15 protein-coding genes are annotated in these 14,037 nt (G+C 36.2%); 3 read left to right on the top strand and 12 right to left on the bottom strand.

Features of this window, described 5'->3' with window-relative positions:
- Position 1: 1 nt before the first annotated feature.
- The gene (gene lipA, locus ACAM30_RS04370) at positions 2 to 868 is read right to left on the bottom strand and encodes a lipoyl synthase (RefSeq protein ID WP_369617397.1); all 867 of its coding nucleotides are present in this window, start codon (positions 866 to 868) and stop codon (positions 2 to 4) included.
- A 333-nt stretch (positions 869 to 1,201) separates the two neighbouring features.
- On the opposite strand from lipA, the gene ACAM30_RS04365 reads away from it, so the two are divergent.
- Complete coding sequence (locus ACAM30_RS04365; RefSeq protein ID WP_369617396.1) at positions 1,202 to 2,065, top strand: M48 family metalloprotease; 864 nt, start codon at positions 1,202 to 1,204, stop codon at positions 2,063 to 2,065.
- Positions 2,066 to 2,130: 65 nt separating this feature from the next.
- Here the strand turns inward: ACAM30_RS04365 and ACAM30_RS04360 are convergent, their stop codons facing one another.
- The 11 genes from ACAM30_RS04360 to ACAM30_RS04310 all read right to left on the bottom strand — a co-directional run bounded on the left by ACAM30_RS04360 (position 2,131) and on the right by ACAM30_RS04310 (position 12,189).
- Entirely contained in the window at positions 2,131 to 2,511 is a 381-nt protein-coding gene (locus tag ACAM30_RS04360; protein WP_070907786.1) for a PH domain-containing protein, read from the bottom strand.
- A gap of 168 nt (positions 2,512 to 2,679) precedes the next feature.
- Positions 2,680 to 3,507, bottom strand: a complete 828-nt coding sequence (locus ACAM30_RS04355; RefSeq protein WP_369617395.1) for an energy transducer TonB — start codon at positions 3,505 to 3,507, stop codon at positions 2,680 to 2,682.
- Between the two features lie 155 nt (positions 3,508 to 3,662).
- Entirely contained in the window at positions 3,663 to 4,214 is a 552-nt protein-coding gene (locus ACAM30_RS04350) for an RNA polymerase sigma factor (protein ID WP_369617394.1), read from the bottom strand.
- Positions 4,205 to 5,311 carry a glycosyltransferase gene (locus ACAM30_RS04345; RefSeq protein ID WP_369617393.1) on the bottom strand — a complete coding sequence of 369 codons (1,107 nt, stop codon included), beginning with the start codon at positions 5,309 to 5,311 and terminating at the stop codon, positions 4,205 to 4,207. The genes ACAM30_RS04350 and ACAM30_RS04345 overlap by 10 nt, the downstream gene beginning before the upstream one ends.
- Positions 5,312 to 5,394: 83 nt before the next feature.
- Positions 5,395 to 6,009: an FMN-binding negative transcriptional regulator gene (locus ACAM30_RS04340; RefSeq protein WP_369617392.1), complete on the bottom strand. Its 615-nt coding sequence runs from the start codon at positions 6,007 to 6,009 to the stop codon at positions 5,395 to 5,397.
- 101 nt (positions 6,010 to 6,110) lie between these two features.
- Positions 6,111 to 7,124: a UDP-N-acetylmuramate dehydrogenase gene (murB, locus tag ACAM30_RS04335; protein ID WP_369617391.1), complete on the bottom strand. Its 1,014-nt coding sequence runs from the start codon at positions 7,122 to 7,124 to the stop codon at positions 6,111 to 6,113.
- Between the two features lie 132 nt (positions 7,125 to 7,256).
- A complete protein-coding gene (gene hisC / locus ACAM30_RS04330; protein ID WP_369617390.1) occupies positions 7,257 to 8,357 on the bottom strand; it encodes a histidinol-phosphate transaminase in 1,101 nt (366 codons plus the stop codon).
- A gap of 106 nt (positions 8,358 to 8,463) precedes the next feature.
- A complete protein-coding gene (locus ACAM30_RS04325; RefSeq protein ID WP_369617389.1) occupies positions 8,464 to 9,522 on the bottom strand; it encodes a glycosyltransferase in 1,059 nt (352 codons plus the stop codon).
- A 79-nt stretch (positions 9,523 to 9,601) separates the two neighbouring features.
- Complete coding sequence (locus ACAM30_RS04320; RefSeq protein ID WP_369617388.1) at positions 9,602 to 10,279, bottom strand: DUF2461 domain-containing protein; 678 nt, start codon at positions 10,277 to 10,279, stop codon at positions 9,602 to 9,604.
- A gap of 10 nt (positions 10,280 to 10,289) precedes the next feature.
- Positions 10,290 to 10,988: a thioredoxin domain-containing protein gene (locus tag ACAM30_RS04315; protein ID WP_369617387.1), complete on the bottom strand. Its 699-nt coding sequence runs from the start codon at positions 10,986 to 10,988 to the stop codon at positions 10,290 to 10,292.
- A 106-nt stretch (positions 10,989 to 11,094) separates the two neighbouring features.
- Entirely contained in the window at positions 11,095 to 12,189 is a 1,095-nt protein-coding gene (locus ACAM30_RS04310) for a DNA replication/repair protein RecF (protein ID WP_369617386.1), read from the bottom strand.
- Between the two features lie 383 nt (positions 12,190 to 12,572).
- Here ACAM30_RS04310 and ACAM30_RS04305 point away from each other — a divergent pair, with 383 nt between their 5' ends.
- Positions 12,573 to 13,352 carry a tol-pal system YbgF family protein gene (locus ACAM30_RS04305; protein WP_369617385.1) on the top strand — a complete coding sequence of 260 codons (780 nt, stop codon included), beginning with the start codon at positions 12,573 to 12,575 and terminating at the stop codon, positions 13,350 to 13,352.
- Positions 13,353 to 13,433: 81 nt separating this feature from the next.
- Complete coding sequence (gene ribH / locus ACAM30_RS04300; RefSeq protein ID WP_369617384.1) at positions 13,434 to 14,006, top strand: 6,7-dimethyl-8-ribityllumazine synthase; 573 nt, start codon at positions 13,434 to 13,436, stop codon at positions 14,004 to 14,006.
- Positions 14,007 to 14,037: the final 31 nt, after the last annotated feature.

Here is a 14,037-nt window from a genome sequence, read left to right as displayed (position 1 = left end):
TTTATAAAATGTGTTTTTGTGCTTTGTAAGAAGAACGAACCAGTGGTCCGCTTTCTACATGACGGAAACCTAATTCAAGACCAAATTTTTCATATCGGGCGAATTGTTCAGGCGTTATAAATTCTTTTACAGGCAAATGTTTTTTACTTGGTTGAAGGTATTGTCCAATAGTAACCACATCCACATTTGCATTTCGTAAATCGGTCATCGTTTGAAAAACTTCTTCTTCAGTTTCTCCAAGTCCAAGCATGATTCCGGATTTGGTTCTGTTGATTCCTTTTTCTTTCAGGTAACGTAAAACTTCCAGACTACGATCGTATTTTGCCTGAATACGTACTTCACGGGTCAAACGACGAACAGTCTCAACATTGTGTGAAACTACTTCAGGATTGGCCTCGACAATACGATCTATATTTCTTTCGATTCCCTGAAAATCCGGAATTAAAGTTTCAAGAGTCGTATTCGGATTCATTCTTCGGATTGCTTTTACCGTTTCAATCCAAATAATAGAACCGCCGTCTTTTAAATCGTCTCGGTCTACACTTGTAATTACAGCATGTTTAATGTTCATGATTTTTATAGAACGGGCTACTTTTTCAGGTTCATCCCAATCTACCGTTTCAGGACGTCCGGTTTTTACACCGCAGAAACCACAGGAACGGGTACATACATTCCCCAAAATCATAAAAGTAGCGGTACCTTCACCCCAGCATTCTCCCATATTTGGGCAGCTTCCCGAAGTACAAATAGTGTTTAAACTATACTTATCAACCAAACCACGAAGTTCAGTGTATTTTTGTCCAATAGGAAGTTTAACCTTTAACCATTTAGGTTTCCCTGTTGGTATATTTTCAATGACTGTTTCCATATATCAAAATTCAAAGTACAAAGATACGGAATGTAGTTTATTTGGAGATTCGTTTAAGATTTAATTTGGTATTGAAAAGGCCTGGAGTTTTTATAACGCACTTTTGGTAATAATCATGTGAGTGTGTTAAAATTTTATTTTTAAAGCATTGATGCTGATTAAAATGCTTCTTTTTTGTCTGTCAATTGGAGTAAGAGTGAGGATTTTGTTTGACTGCTCATTTTTACTCATTTAAAATTTATACCTTTATTTGTTAAAAAATTAGTCAAAATGCAATTCAAAAGGAATTGAGTTTGTACTACATTTGTTGTTAAATTGTAATCATTATAGAACATGAAAAAGAAATTTATAGTATTGGGAGTTTTGTTTGCCGCTTTTGGTTTTACTAAAATAAATGCGCAGATTAATTTTGGTGAAAAAGCATTGGGAGCTGTTCAAAAGGGAGTTAGTAGTTTTACTTTCAGTAATGCTGATGCTGCTGCTTTATCAAAAGCTGCTGTTGATAAAATGGATGCCGAAAATCAGGTTGCAGCTGCGAATGATCCGTATACTTTAAGACTGAACAGGGTTTTTGGAAAGCATACAGCCGGTGACGGATATACTTTGAATTATAAAGTTTATAAATTAAAAGAAGTTAACGCTTTTGCAACTGCTGATGGAAGCGTGCGTGTATATTCAGGATTGATGGATATTATGGACGACAATGAATTGCTGGCAGTAATTGGTCATGAAATTGGTCACGTAGCCAATCAGGATTCAAGAGATGCCATTAAAGCGGCTTACAGAAAAGAAGCTTTGTTAGAAGGGGCTGCTTCTCAATCCGCTACGATCGCAAGTGTTACCGATAGCCAGTTGGGTAAAATAGGTAGCGCTATTATTGATAATAAGTTTAGCCGTAAGCAAGAAGCAGAGGCAGATTTATTTTCTTATGAATTTTTAAAGAAGAATGGTTATAATGTAAATGCTGAAGAATCGGCATTTAGAATTTTGGCCAAAATGAGTGAAGGTAATGAAGCTTCTTTTATCGATCAGATGATGAGTTCACATCCGGATTCAAAACAAAGAGCTGAAGATGCTAAGAAAAGAGCGGAGAAAGATGGTTTGTATAAACCGTATGTACAGCAGAAAATTGTAAATACTGCTCCGGCTAAAAAAGGAACTCCTGCCAAGAAAGCTCCTGCTAAAAAGAAAAAATAATTTTATTTTAAATTTATATCAAACCCGACAGGTTTTTGAAACCTGTCGGGTTTGTTGTATAGAGTTTAGCCTAAAACGTGAAATGCCAGTACTTTTTGTACGTCGTACACATTTACTGATTTGTTAAATTGTTTTACAATGCTTGGCTGTAATTCGCTTGCAACCCAGATTTTTAATTCTGCATCCAAATCAAAAGTTCCTGCTGTTTCTACACTGAAACGTGTAATGCTTTTGTAAGCAATAGATTTGTATTCAGTTTTACTTCCTGTTAATCCTTGTACATCAACCAGAATTAATCTTTTGTTCGTAAAGATAAAAGTATCGCGGAGTAGTTTAAAACCCATTTCGATTTCTTCTCTGTCTGTTAAAAGCTGTCCGTATTTTTTTAATAACTCCTCCTGGCTAACAGAGCCGGCATTACCTAGAATAGCTGAAAATATTCCCATTTTTTAGTTTTTAATTTTAATAGATTTGATTTTTCTCCTAAGGAGCAGTAAAAGTAATTTATTTTGTTAATTTTTTTACTGTATCGGGATTTAATTAAGAATGGACTGGTGCTTAATGAAATAAAAAAGCAGAACCTAAGTTCTGCTTTTTTGTTTTTTATTGTTTTGTTATTCTGTTTTTATTGTGATTGGAAGGTTATAGGCAGTTCGAACAGGTTTTCCGTTTAAAATACCCGGGCTCCATTTTGTTTTTAATGATTTTAATACCCTGATGGCCTCTTTTCCGATTCCGTATCCCGGATCATTTTTTACCATGATGTCTGTAATGGAGCCGTCTTTTTCAATTACAAAAGATACATACACTCTTAGGGTTTTTTCAGCATCCAGTTCCGGTCTGTTGAAATTGTTTCCTACATAAGTATAAAACTTAGTCATTCCTCCCGGAAATTCAGGTAGTTTGTCTAAGATAGCTACATTAACAGGGTCTTTGCTTTCTCCTGTTGAAGCTACTGTAGTTTCAACACCACCGCCAGTTGCCGGTAATGCATTTACTGCAGTTCCTGTTCCGGTGTTTGCATTGTCAACAACAGGATGATTGTCTGTGTTTGGTGCAATAACATCGGGTGTGGCCTGAGTTGCGGCTGTTACAACAGGATTTACCAATTGTGAACTGGTAACGGGTGACGCAGCTGCGGTTTGCTGAGGCGCTACAGGCGGTGCCGGTGGTTCAGGTTTTACCTGAATCGGAGTTAGATCTACGGGTGTTATGGGGTCAGTAAGAACAGTTGGACCTGTTTCTACGGGGCCATGTGTTCCAAACTTATTAATCAACACCGACGCACTTCCCAGACCTGCCAATAATAGCAATCCCATAAATAAAGCTGTAACTGTGTTTTTTGAACTCTCCTGGCGTAATTGATAAGCGCCGTACTCTTTGTTCTTGTTTTCGAAAACAAGATCGGTCCAATTGGTTTCGTAGATGTTTGATTTAGTCATGATTTTTGGATTTTAAGGTTAGGTAACGTTAAATCATAGGCAGTACGGTTTTGGTTTTAGCTAACAACGGAGATGTTGTTGTTTTAGTATGTGGATAAATAGGTTTTTTAAGAAAAAATACGTGAATATTTTATTCTTTACCTAAAGATAATAAATTATCTGTTGCGTTCGATGATTTCTGCTAGTAATTTTTTAGCGCGAAGTAATTTTACTTTGACATTGCTCAAAGGTTCGTTGATTTTCAGCGCTATTTCCTGATAAGTCATTTCCTGAAAATAACGAAGCTGGATGACTTCCTGGTAGTGAGGTTTTAATTCTTTGATGCATTGCAGCAGGCGCGAAAGATTTTGTTCTTTAATTAGAGCATCTTCGGCAGAAGGAGTAGGGTCGGCAATATTGTAGGCCTGTTGGTCTTCGTTGTCTGTGATTTCTATAAAAAGACCGGTTTTCTTTTTACGTAACAAATCAATATAAACGTTTTTTGCTATAGCAATTAACCAGGTGTTGAATTGAAATTCAGAATTGTAACTGGCTATTTTGTCGAAAGCTTTAGAGAAGGTTTCGATCGTAATATCTTCGGCGATGGTTTCGTTTTCGGTACGCTTTAACATAAAGCTGTACACTTCATTCCAGAAATAATCTAATAAAAAAGTAAAGGCGATCTGATCGCCTTTTTTAGCTTTTTCTATTTTAGAATTTATTTCCAATATACCGGTTTTGAAAAGATATTAGTTATAAAGATATTAATTTGCGTGAATATAAGGATGATTTCAACAACAGGAAACCAAACTTTCAGATCATTTTCTTTTAATTTACCCGCAGAAAATCCTATAACAATCCATGCAACAGTGTAACGTGTTGCTAAAATAGCCAATACAGCGATCCACTGAAACTGAAATGCTAACAATACAATTGCTGATAAAAAGAAAAATAATTGTGAAGTGAAAAATAGCCCCAATTGCATTTTATCAAAAAATTTGTAATGTTCTGCTGTAGAAACATGTCTTCTTTTTTGAGTGAACCATTCTCTGTAAGTTTCCTTTGGTTTGGAGTAAGTGAAACTTTCAGGGTTGTAAGCAATGGTAGTGTTGTTTTTAGTTGCAGCCTGATTGATAAATAAATCATCATCGCCTGAACGAATCTGGATGTGCTCGATAAAGCCGTTTACATTAAAAAATTCATCCTTTTTATAGGCTAAGTTTCGTCCGACACCCATGTAAGGAAGCCCTAGTTTGGCCCATGAGAAATATTGAACAGCCGTTAAAACGGTTTCATAACGTATAATTTTGTTTAATAGGGAACGTTCCACTTTTTCGTAACCGCCATAACCTAAAACAATTGTTTTGTTCATGGTGAATCTTGAAGTCATGGCAGTGATCCATTCTGTTGAGGTTGGATAACAATCTGCATCGGTAAAAAGTAAGTAGTCTTTTTTTGAAGCCTTGATTCCTAAAGTTAATGCATATTTTTTATTTCCCCAGAAAGCTTCATTGTTTTGCACTTTTACCAGACGGATATTGCTGTACTGTTGTTCGAATTCTTCAAAAACCTCTAAAGTTTCGTCACTTGAGGCATCATCAATTAAAACAATTTCAAAGTCAGGGTAGTTTTGTTCCGCAAGAAGGGGGATGAACTTTTTTACATTTTCTTCTTCATTTTTTGCGCAGACAATAACAGATACCGGAATTTTCTTTGGAGTTATTTCCTGAGGTTTGCCGAAAGCGAACTTTCCAAAAATCCCTAAGTAATAGAAAATCTGAATGAAAACGATAGCAATAAAGAAGTAAAATAAAGTTATAAGCATCTGATTTTAATGTCTTTTAATTTCTGAATCTTGCGAGTGCAAATGTACTCATCAAATCCTAATTTTCAATGCCGAAAACGGATTTACTTTCGGCATTTTGCCATTTCTTTTGCAACAGCAATAGCCTGAGGGTTTTCGGTTTTTTCTAACTCTGAAATAATGTTTTTATAATTGTGATCGTCCCTGTTCTGGGATAGTTTCCTGGTAGCCTGAATTTCGTCGATTTCGATTTCGAAGCCAAAAATACCTCTGGCTTCCCTCATAGTTTTGGCAGATAAATTTTCAACCCGAACCGGATTCTCTGAATTCGCTTCGTACTTGTCGACTAATTTTTTAAGCTGTTCTATCGAAGTAGCTTCGTCGACAATTTTGATTCGGCCATAAACATGTACAGCTATATAATTCCATGTTGGAACATTTTCATGGTCGTACCAGGACGATGATATGTAACTGTGCGGACCTGTAAAAACAGCCAGTACCTGATCGTTTTCGGCAAAACCTTCTGCTTGCGGATTGAGTTTGGAAAGATGTCCCTGTAAAATTTCTTTTCCATCCAAATTCACTTCAAGTTCTATCGGAATATGCGTTGCACATAATTTTCCGTGTGTCTGATTGATCAGGATTCCGAAGCTGTTTTCTTTCAAAAAAGCCCGGATCGATTCCGGATCTTCATTTTTATATAAGTCGGGTGTGTACATTCTTTTTCTTTTTTAGGTTCAAAGGAACAAAGGTTCAGAGGTTTAAAATTTCCTAATTTTCCAGTTAGTCAAAAAAATCTAATAATCTAAAGATCTAACTTCTAAATTACATTAACTTCCGCTTCAATCTGAATTCCAAAAGTATCAAAAACAGTTTTCTGTACATCTTTGGAAACCGCTAGAATTTCTTGTCCTGTAGCATTGCCATAATTGACTAAAACCAGTGCCTGATTTTTGTGAATTCCGGCATCACCAAAACGTTTTCCTTTAAAACCGGCCTGTTCGATAAGCCAGCCAGCCGGGACTTTTACTTCAGTTTCCGAAACTTCGTAATATTTCATTTCCGGGAATTTTTGGTGTATTCTTTCGAAATCAGATTTTAATAAAATCGGATTTTTGAAGAAACTTCCACTGTTTCCCAATTCTTTCGGATCCGGTAATTTACTTTGTCTGATGGCAATTACAGCATTACTGACCTCTTTTAAAGTAGGAACAGTGATGCTTTTTTTAGCCAGTTCGGCGGTAATATCTCCGTACGAAATGTTGATTTTATGATTGCGTTTTGTTAGTTTATAGATGACTGAGGTAATGATATATTGGTCTTTTACCTCATTTTTGAAGATGCTTTCTCTGTAGCCAAATTTGCAGTCGGCATTGGTGAACGTTTTTATTTCCTGAGTGGCAATATTGATTGCTTCGCACGAAACAAAAGTATCTTTGATCTCCGTTCCGTAAGCACCGATATTCTGTACCGGTGTGGTTCCTACATTTCCGGGAATCAGGGACATGTTTTCTAAACCTCCAAAATTATTGTCGATCGTCCAAAGAACAAAGTCGTGCCAGGTTTCGCCAGCCTGACTTTCAACCCAGACAAAATCATCGTCTTCCTTAATGATTTTTTTTCCTTTTAAATCAATATGAATGACCAGAGCATCGATGTCTTTCGTTAAAAGCATGTTGCTTCCTCCGCCTAAAATAAATTTTTGTTCGTCTTTGTTTTCTTCTAAAATGGTTTTCAGTTCAGCAACCGTATGTACGGCAACAAATTGTCTGGCTTTGGCTTCGATGCCAAAAGTATTGTAGTTTTTTAGAGAAAAATTAGATTGAATTTCCATAAATAAAAGGCTTTTTTGAAGTATTAATTCTGACTCCAAAAGTAAGGATTATAATTTAGTTGCATTGGATTTCTAAAAAATAACCATTATTAATTAGGGACAAGGGCAGGATTTCATGTTTTTCTCCGCATCTTATTTTAGGGCTTGAATAAATCGCTGCATTTCTTTCATGGTGCCTATGGTAATTCGGGTCCATTTGCCGTTTTCTTCGTAAATTCTTGTTCCTGATATGTTGTGGTCTTTCAATTGTTGGAAAAAGTCCTTTTTGTAATTTTCTAAAGAGAAGTAAATAAAATTAGAATGTGAAGGGATGCAGGTTAAATTTAGTAGATTCAGTTGTGTTATGGTATATTTTTTAACCTCTTCGTTGGAGGCGCGTACCTGGCGAATGAAACTTTCATCGTTTAGGGAAGCAATCGCTGCGGCAATAGAGACAACGCTGAGCGATAAGTTTGGAGACGATTTCAAAATGCTTAATTCCTCAATCATTGCAGTATGTGCGAGAGCATAACCAATTCGGGCACCCGCCAGACCATACATTTTGGAGAAAGTTTTGGTAATAATCAGGTTTTTATTGGTGATCACTAGATCGCTTAACGATTGCTCGTTTGTAAAATCGATGTACGCTTCATCTACAAAAACGATTGTTTTTTGAGTTGCTTCTTTGATGAAAGAGACTAGCTCTTCTCTTTGGCATAACGTTCCAGTGGGGTTGTTCGGATTGCAGATGTAAACCATTTTGGTGTCGGAATCAATGGCTTTTAGCATCGCAGATAAATCGTGTTTTTTGTCTTTGGTTAAAGGAACTGTGATTTTTTTTATGCCTAGTTTTTCAGCAGGGGCTGTCCAATAATCAAAGGTAGTTTCGGCGATTACGAAATTGCCTTTTTGCAATGCGGTATATTGAAGTATTAAATCTAAAATTTCGGTTGAACCGGCACCAAGAAGAATGTTGGTTTCTGAAACAGTATTCTTTTTCGCAAGAAGTGAAATTAATTCCGGTGAAAGATTCCAGCCGTATCGATTACTGATACTGATGCTTTTGGCCATTGCTTCCCGGGCTTTTGGCGATGGACCATAAGGGTTCTCGTTAGAGCGCAGTAATATAGGTGAATGATCTGTAGCGGGTATTATAGGTTCGGCACTGCCGTTGGCAAATGTTTCAAAAGGATAAAGTCCAAGTCCAATAGTTCCTAGACCAATTTGTTTTAACCAAATTCTTCTGTTGCTCATCTTTTTATCAGATTAAATTAAACAATTCAATGAAATAAGTAGGTCGTTGCGACGGAAGAAAAGTTACGTTTTTTTGTTGAGGGATTTACAGTTTTTCTGAGAAAGCTTAATTTCTTTTTAAATCCAATAGCTCATGATATTTGTTAGAAATAACCTTCATGTTCAGATTGTAATTTGCATTCTCTTCCACAAATTTTCTATTTCGAATGACAGCCTGATTTCGTAATTCAGGATTTTCAAAAGACCAAATGAGTTCTTCAGCTAACATTTCGATATGGTCAATTGTAATTAACTGCCCGTTTTCGCGATGTCTGATCCAGCTTTGGTTTCCGGGAATGTCGGAAACTACGGGATAACAATTGCAGGCCATGGCTTCAAATAAGGATGCGGATACCCCTTCGGTAACAGGCATGCTGATATAAATGTTGGATTGCTGTAATAATTTAGGGAGTTCCGTATTTGGAATACGTCCGGTGAAAATTACTTTGTTTTCAATTTGCAGTGCTGTGGCCAGATCTTTCAAAGATTGCAGTCGGGTTCCGTCGCCCACGATGGTTAAGGAGAAGTCAATTCCTTTTTGGTGTAAAATACCGAAGGCTTTTAAGATGGAATCATGACGGTATTCTGGCTGTAACGAACGCGTGACAATCGCTTCGATTTTAGTTGAGTTGTTTATTAAAGGAGAGAAAATCGATAAATCAATTCCTTTCGGGAGTACTAAAACTTTGCTCATGTCCACACCAATGGCTTTCATCGAAATGGTCATAACAGGCCCCCAGGCATGTATTAAATCTGCTTTTTTGAAAGCGTGTTTCTGAATGAATTTTTTAAAAGGGAGTAGTATTGAACCTTCCGGCCATAAATCGGTTCGGCCTTGCTGTGCAATTGCAATAGGATGCATTCCTGAAATTGCTGCCAGAAAGCCATAGCTGGTGGTTCTTTCGGCAATAATCATGTCCGGTTTTTCCTGTCTGATTCTTTTTCGAATCGAAAAGGGGGAGAAAAGATACTCTAAAATACGCTTGAATCGGCTGAGTTTGGAATGGTTGGGGGTTTGAAGTTCCCAGGTGCAGATTTCAAAATCGCCAAATTCTTTCAGGCCTTTCATCCAGGTGATGGCATCTGCCCGATAGGACTCTCCCAGAAAAAGTATTTTTCTTTTCATTTGGCAAACTTAAATTTTTTACGCCACGAATTCACAAATTAATTTAAATAATTCGTGAATTCGTGGCGGTTTATCTTTTCTAAAATTCTTCGGTGTCTAAAGCACGATTAAAGAATTCGTTTAAAGGTTTTAAAGCGATGAGTTTTTGACTCATTTTCGAAACGAAGTCTTTTTGAGTCACCTCGTCTATGTTGTATTTTTGGGTGGCTGTAAAGCTTTTTAATTTTAACAGTTCAATGGCGGGATGGTCTTTTTCATAACCCCTTGGTGGGTTTTTAAGAGAGGTATTTTCGTTGACATCCAGACTGCCAAATTCTTTTTTGAAGTTTTTATCCGCCAGTATTGCTTCCAGATCGTCATGGAAGAAAGCGATTTCTTTGCGTATTTTTTTTAGATCTTCAGCTTCAGGAGAATAAAACCCTCCCGCAATAAAACTGGCTCCTTTTTCAATATGCACATAATATCCGGCTCGGTTGAGGCCTTTCACAGCTGAAGACATCCAGATTCCTAAATGTGCTTTGTAGGGAGATTTATCTTTAGAAAACCGAATATCACGATTGATTCTGAAAGTACAGTTTTTAACTTCCAATAGTTCCAGTGCAGGATCCAGAGGTTTCATAGCATCCAGTAAAGCACTGACTAATTGGTGATAATCTTTCTTGAAAATTTCATATCGTTTCTTGTTGTCCAGAAACCAATCCCGATTGTTGTTCTTTTTTAAATCGTCTAAAAATTGCAATGATTCTTTCGTTAGCATATCTTCTCTGTTATTGCAGTTGTTTTTTTAAGTCTTCTTCTTTGATGAAACCGATGTTTTTCCATTTTTCGGCCTTGTTTTCATATAAGATCATAGTAGGAAGCTGTTCGATTTTCATTTGAGTAGCCAAAGTTTCGTTTTTGTCCACATCAATACGAATGATAACTACTTTATCGGCCATTTCTTTTTGCATTTTCAAAAGATACGGTTCCATTTGCTTGCAGGGACCACACCATTCTGCGTAAAAATCTACTAATACTTTCTTGTCTGTTTTTAGCAGATTGTTAAACTCATCCATGGTCATTCCTGCGTTAGCTGTTGAAGGTTTAGAAAATCCTTCTGCATTCCATTTCATGATGCCGCCTTCTAATTCATAGACAGAGGTAAAACCCAATTCGTTAAGTTTTGCAGCTGCTTTTTTACTTCTTCCGCCACTTAAACAATAGACAAAAACAGGTTTCGATTTGTCATAAGCCGCAACTTTGGCAGTAAAATCGTCACCGTTCCAGTTTACATTTACCGCATGGTCTATGTGATTGGATTCGAATTCTTCCGGAGTTCGAACATCCAATATTTGAGCGTTTTCGGTTGTTTTAATTTTTTCGGCGAAATCCTTCGGAGCAATTTCTTCAATAATACCGGATTTTTTTTCGTTGCAGGAAATGAGTACTACAGAAAGTATAAGGAATAGAATTTTAGAGAACTTCATAAGGTTGTGTTTAAAAATAGAATTGCTAAAATAATGATTTTTAATGTGTCAATTGGAAAATTAGCCCATGCAAAATCATTATCTAATTTTCTCATTGACACATTATCTAATTGGTGTAATTGTCTAATTTAAATATTTTGTAACTCTGATGTGTCGATTTTACAATAGCCTCGGTACGTTCAGGATGTGTGTCTGAGATAAAAAGCTGTCCGAAAGTTTCGGTGTTAACCATTTCGATAATTTTGGACACGCGGGTTTCATCTAATTTGTCAAAAATATCATCAAACAATAGCAGAGGTTTTACGCCGCTTTGTTTTTTTAAAAACTCAAATTGAGCCAGTTTCAAAGCAATCAGAAAAGATTTTTGCTGCCCTTGAGATCCAAATTTTTTAATAGGATGTGCATCAATTTCAAAGGAGAGGTCATCTTTGTGGATGCCTACGCTTGTGTACTGCAATGCACGGTCTTTGTTGATGTTCTCCTTAAGCAGAGCCAATAAGTCTTTTTCGAACAAATGACTTTCGTAAACCAATTGCACAGTTTCTTCTGATCCCGTTATGGCCTGATGGTGTACATTAAATATAGGTATAAATTGCTCCAGGAAATCTTTTCGTTTTTCGAATATCGATTGCCCGAAAGTATTCAGCTGTTCATTGTATATGGATAAAGTATCATTGTCAAAAGTATGGTTCAGTGCGAAATATTTTAGCAGAGCATTGCGTTGCACAATTACTTTTTGATATTGAATAAGCTGGTGCAGATAAGTGGAGTCCAATTGCGAAATCACACTGTCCATAAATTTACGGCGGGTTTCGCTTCCTTCCACGATTAAATCACGGTCGGCAGGGGAAATAATAACCAGCGGAATGAACCCGATATGATCGGAAAATTTATCGTAAGCTTTGCCGTTTCTTTTTAAAACCTTTTTCTGTCCTTTTTTTAAACTGCAGACAATCTGTTCGGTTCTGTCGTTTTTTTCTAATTCGGCATCAATTACAAAAAACTCTTCTCCGTGTTTGATATTTTGAACGGCTAAAGGATTGAAATAACTTTTCCCGTAGGCCAGATGATAAATGGCATCCAGGACATTGGTCTTTCCAATTCCATTTTTGCCAACAAAACAATTGATCTTATGGTCGAAATCAAAATTGATTTCGGAGAAGTTTTTATAATTGAATAAAGAAATTTTGTTTAAATACATTTTTAAGACACTCTAAGATAAAATTTGATGCTTTTTAAGTAACTCTTTTAGTTCTTTTTCTTCCGCAGATTAATAAGGATAAAAAAAAGATTTTTATAGGCAGACTCTGTTAATCTGTGTAAATCTTTAAAACCAGTGGCAAAAAAAATGGTTTTGGCTTAGAAAAGTGTCGTTTAAAATCATCAAAAATTTGAGGGTGCAAATTATCGAAAATTATCGATATAAAAGGCTTTTGGTCGATTTGAAGCGGAATTATTTTCAGCTTAACAAGCAAGGACTTGGTGTTAATGAAAATATTTTTTTTAAAATAGTGATAAAATTGATTTTTTTTACGTCGGTTTCAATAAAAATTTTATTTTTGCCGTTCACTAAATTAATTTTAAATGGCAACTTACAATAAAAGAGGATATAAAGCACCAAAAGAGAAAGAAGTTAAAGAAGTAAATGAGGAAACACAGGTAGTTATTGACGAGAAAGACAGTACAACAGCAGGTGTTTTTTCAAAGTTAGATGAAACTGCTTCAAAAACTGAGGACTGGGTAGCTAAAAATCAAAAAATCATTATTGGTTTAGTTGCTGGTATTGCAATTGCTACTATTGGATATTTAGCGTATCAGAAATTTGTTGAAAATCCTAAGCAGGATGAGGCTGCAAGCGAAATGTTTGTTGCTCAGCAAAACTTCGAAAAAGCGACTAACGGTGTAGCAAGTGATTCTCTATACAAATTGGCTTTAAATGGTTCTGAAGGTAAATTCGGTTTCATTAAAATTGCAGACGAATATTCAGGAACTGATGCCGGAAATTTAGCGAACTATTACGCAGGTATTGCTTCTTTGAACATTGGTAAATACGATGATGCAATTAAATATTTAGGAGAATTTAAATCGAAAGAAGCTATTGTAGGTGCTTTGGCAATTGGTGCTATTGGAGATGCTTATTCTCAAAAGAACCAACAAAAAGAAGCTTTGGACTATTATGTAAAAGCTGCTGAATCTAATAAAAATGATTTCACTACTCCTCGTTTCTTATTAAAAGCAGGTAAAACAGCTTTGGCTTTAGGTCAAAAAGAAGACGCTTTGAAGTACTTAACAGATATCAAAGACAACTACGACACGACTCCGGAAGCAGCGGCTGTTGATGTATTGATCGGATTAGCACAATAAAAATATGAGACTTTAGATTTTAGATTGTAGATTTGTAGTTAAGAATCTAAAATCTAAAATCTACAATCTAAAATCTATAGGATGGCTACTCAAAATAAAAATTTATCAGAATACGATAAAAACACAATCCCAAATGCGAAAGATTTTCGATTTGGGATTGTTGTTTCTGAATGGAATGAAACGGTTACAGAAGGACTTTATAACGGCGCTTTTGATGCTCTGACAGATTGTGAAGTTCCGGCTCATCAAATTATCCGCTGGAATGTTCCGGGGAGTTTTGAACTTGTTTATGGTGCCAAGAAAATGCTGCAAACGCAAAACGTTGATGCCGTAATTGTAATTGGGTGTGTGATTCAGGGAGAAACAAAACACTTTGATTTTGTATGTGAAGGTGTTACTCAGGGCATAAAAGATTTGAATGTTCAAACCGATATCCCGGTTATTTTTTGTGTTTTAACAGACAATAACATGCAGCAGTCAATCGACAGAAGCGGGGGGATTCACGGAAACAAAGGAACTGAGGCTGCAATCGCAGCAATCAAAATGGCCTATATTCGCCAACAGGCTTCTATGTCACACCCTTTCAATCAGCCATTGTTGTCTTCAGGAGCGCTTCAGATCGAAGAAACACCAATTAAAATTGAGAACGAATAAAACACAATTGTTTTACTAATACTAAAACCTA

It is taken from the genome of Flavobacterium sp. CFS9 (genome assembly GCF_041154745.1).
In the GTDB taxonomy this organism is placed as follows: domain Bacteria; phylum Bacteroidota; class Bacteroidia; order Flavobacteriales; family Flavobacteriaceae; genus Flavobacterium.
The sequence above is the reverse complement of the archived record's forward strand: the minus strand, read 5'-3'. Positions and strand labels throughout refer to the sequence as shown.

Bases quoted from the DNA above. Each gene is read 5' to 3' on its own strand.
- ACAM30_RS04305 (WP_369617385.1), top strand. From the start codon at position 12,573: ATGGCAACTTACAATAAAAGAGGATATAAAGCACCAAAAGAGAAAGAA.
- ACAM30_RS04320 (WP_369617388.1), bottom strand. From the start codon at position 10,279: ATGCTAACGAAAGAATCATTGCAATTTTTAGACGATTTAAAAAAGAAC.
- ACAM30_RS04365 (WP_369617396.1), top strand. From the start codon at position 1,202: ATGAAAAAGAAATTTATAGTATTGGGAGTTTTGTTTGCCGCTTTTGGT.
- ACAM30_RS04315 (WP_369617387.1), bottom strand. From the start codon at position 10,988: ATGAAGTTCTCTAAAATTCTATTCCTTATACTTTCTGTAGTACTCATT.
- ACAM30_RS04325 (WP_369617389.1), bottom strand. From the start codon at position 9,522: ATGAAAAGAAAAATACTTTTTCTGGGAGAGTCCTATCGGGCAGATGCC.
- ACAM30_RS04340 (WP_369617392.1), bottom strand. From the start codon at position 6,009: ATGTACACACCCGACTTATATAAAAATGAAGATCCGGAATCGATCCGG.
- murB (WP_369617391.1), bottom strand. From the start codon at position 7,124: ATGGAAATTCAATCTAATTTTTCTCTAAAAAACTACAATACTTTTGGC.
- lipA (WP_369617397.1), bottom strand. From the start codon at position 868: ATGGAAACAGTCATTGAAAATATACCAACAGGGAAACCTAAATGGTTA.
- ACAM30_RS04310 (WP_369617386.1), bottom strand. From the start codon at position 12,189: ATGTATTTAAACAAAATTTCTTTATTCAATTATAAAAACTTCTCCGAA.
- hisC (WP_369617390.1), bottom strand. From the start codon at position 8,357: ATGAGCAACAGAAGAATTTGGTTAAAACAAATTGGTCTAGGAACTATT.
- ACAM30_RS04355 (WP_369617395.1), bottom strand. From the start codon at position 3,507: ATGACTAAATCAAACATCTACGAAACCAATTGGACCGATCTTGTTTTC.
- ACAM30_RS04345 (WP_369617393.1), bottom strand. From the start codon at position 5,311: ATGCTTATAACTTTATTTTACTTCTTTATTGCTATCGTTTTCATTCAG.
- ribH (WP_369617384.1), top strand. From the start codon at position 13,434: ATGGCTACTCAAAATAAAAATTTATCAGAATACGATAAAAACACAATC.
- ACAM30_RS04360 (WP_070907786.1), bottom strand. From the start codon at position 2,511: ATGGGAATATTTTCAGCTATTCTAGGTAATGCCGGCTCTGTTAGCCAG.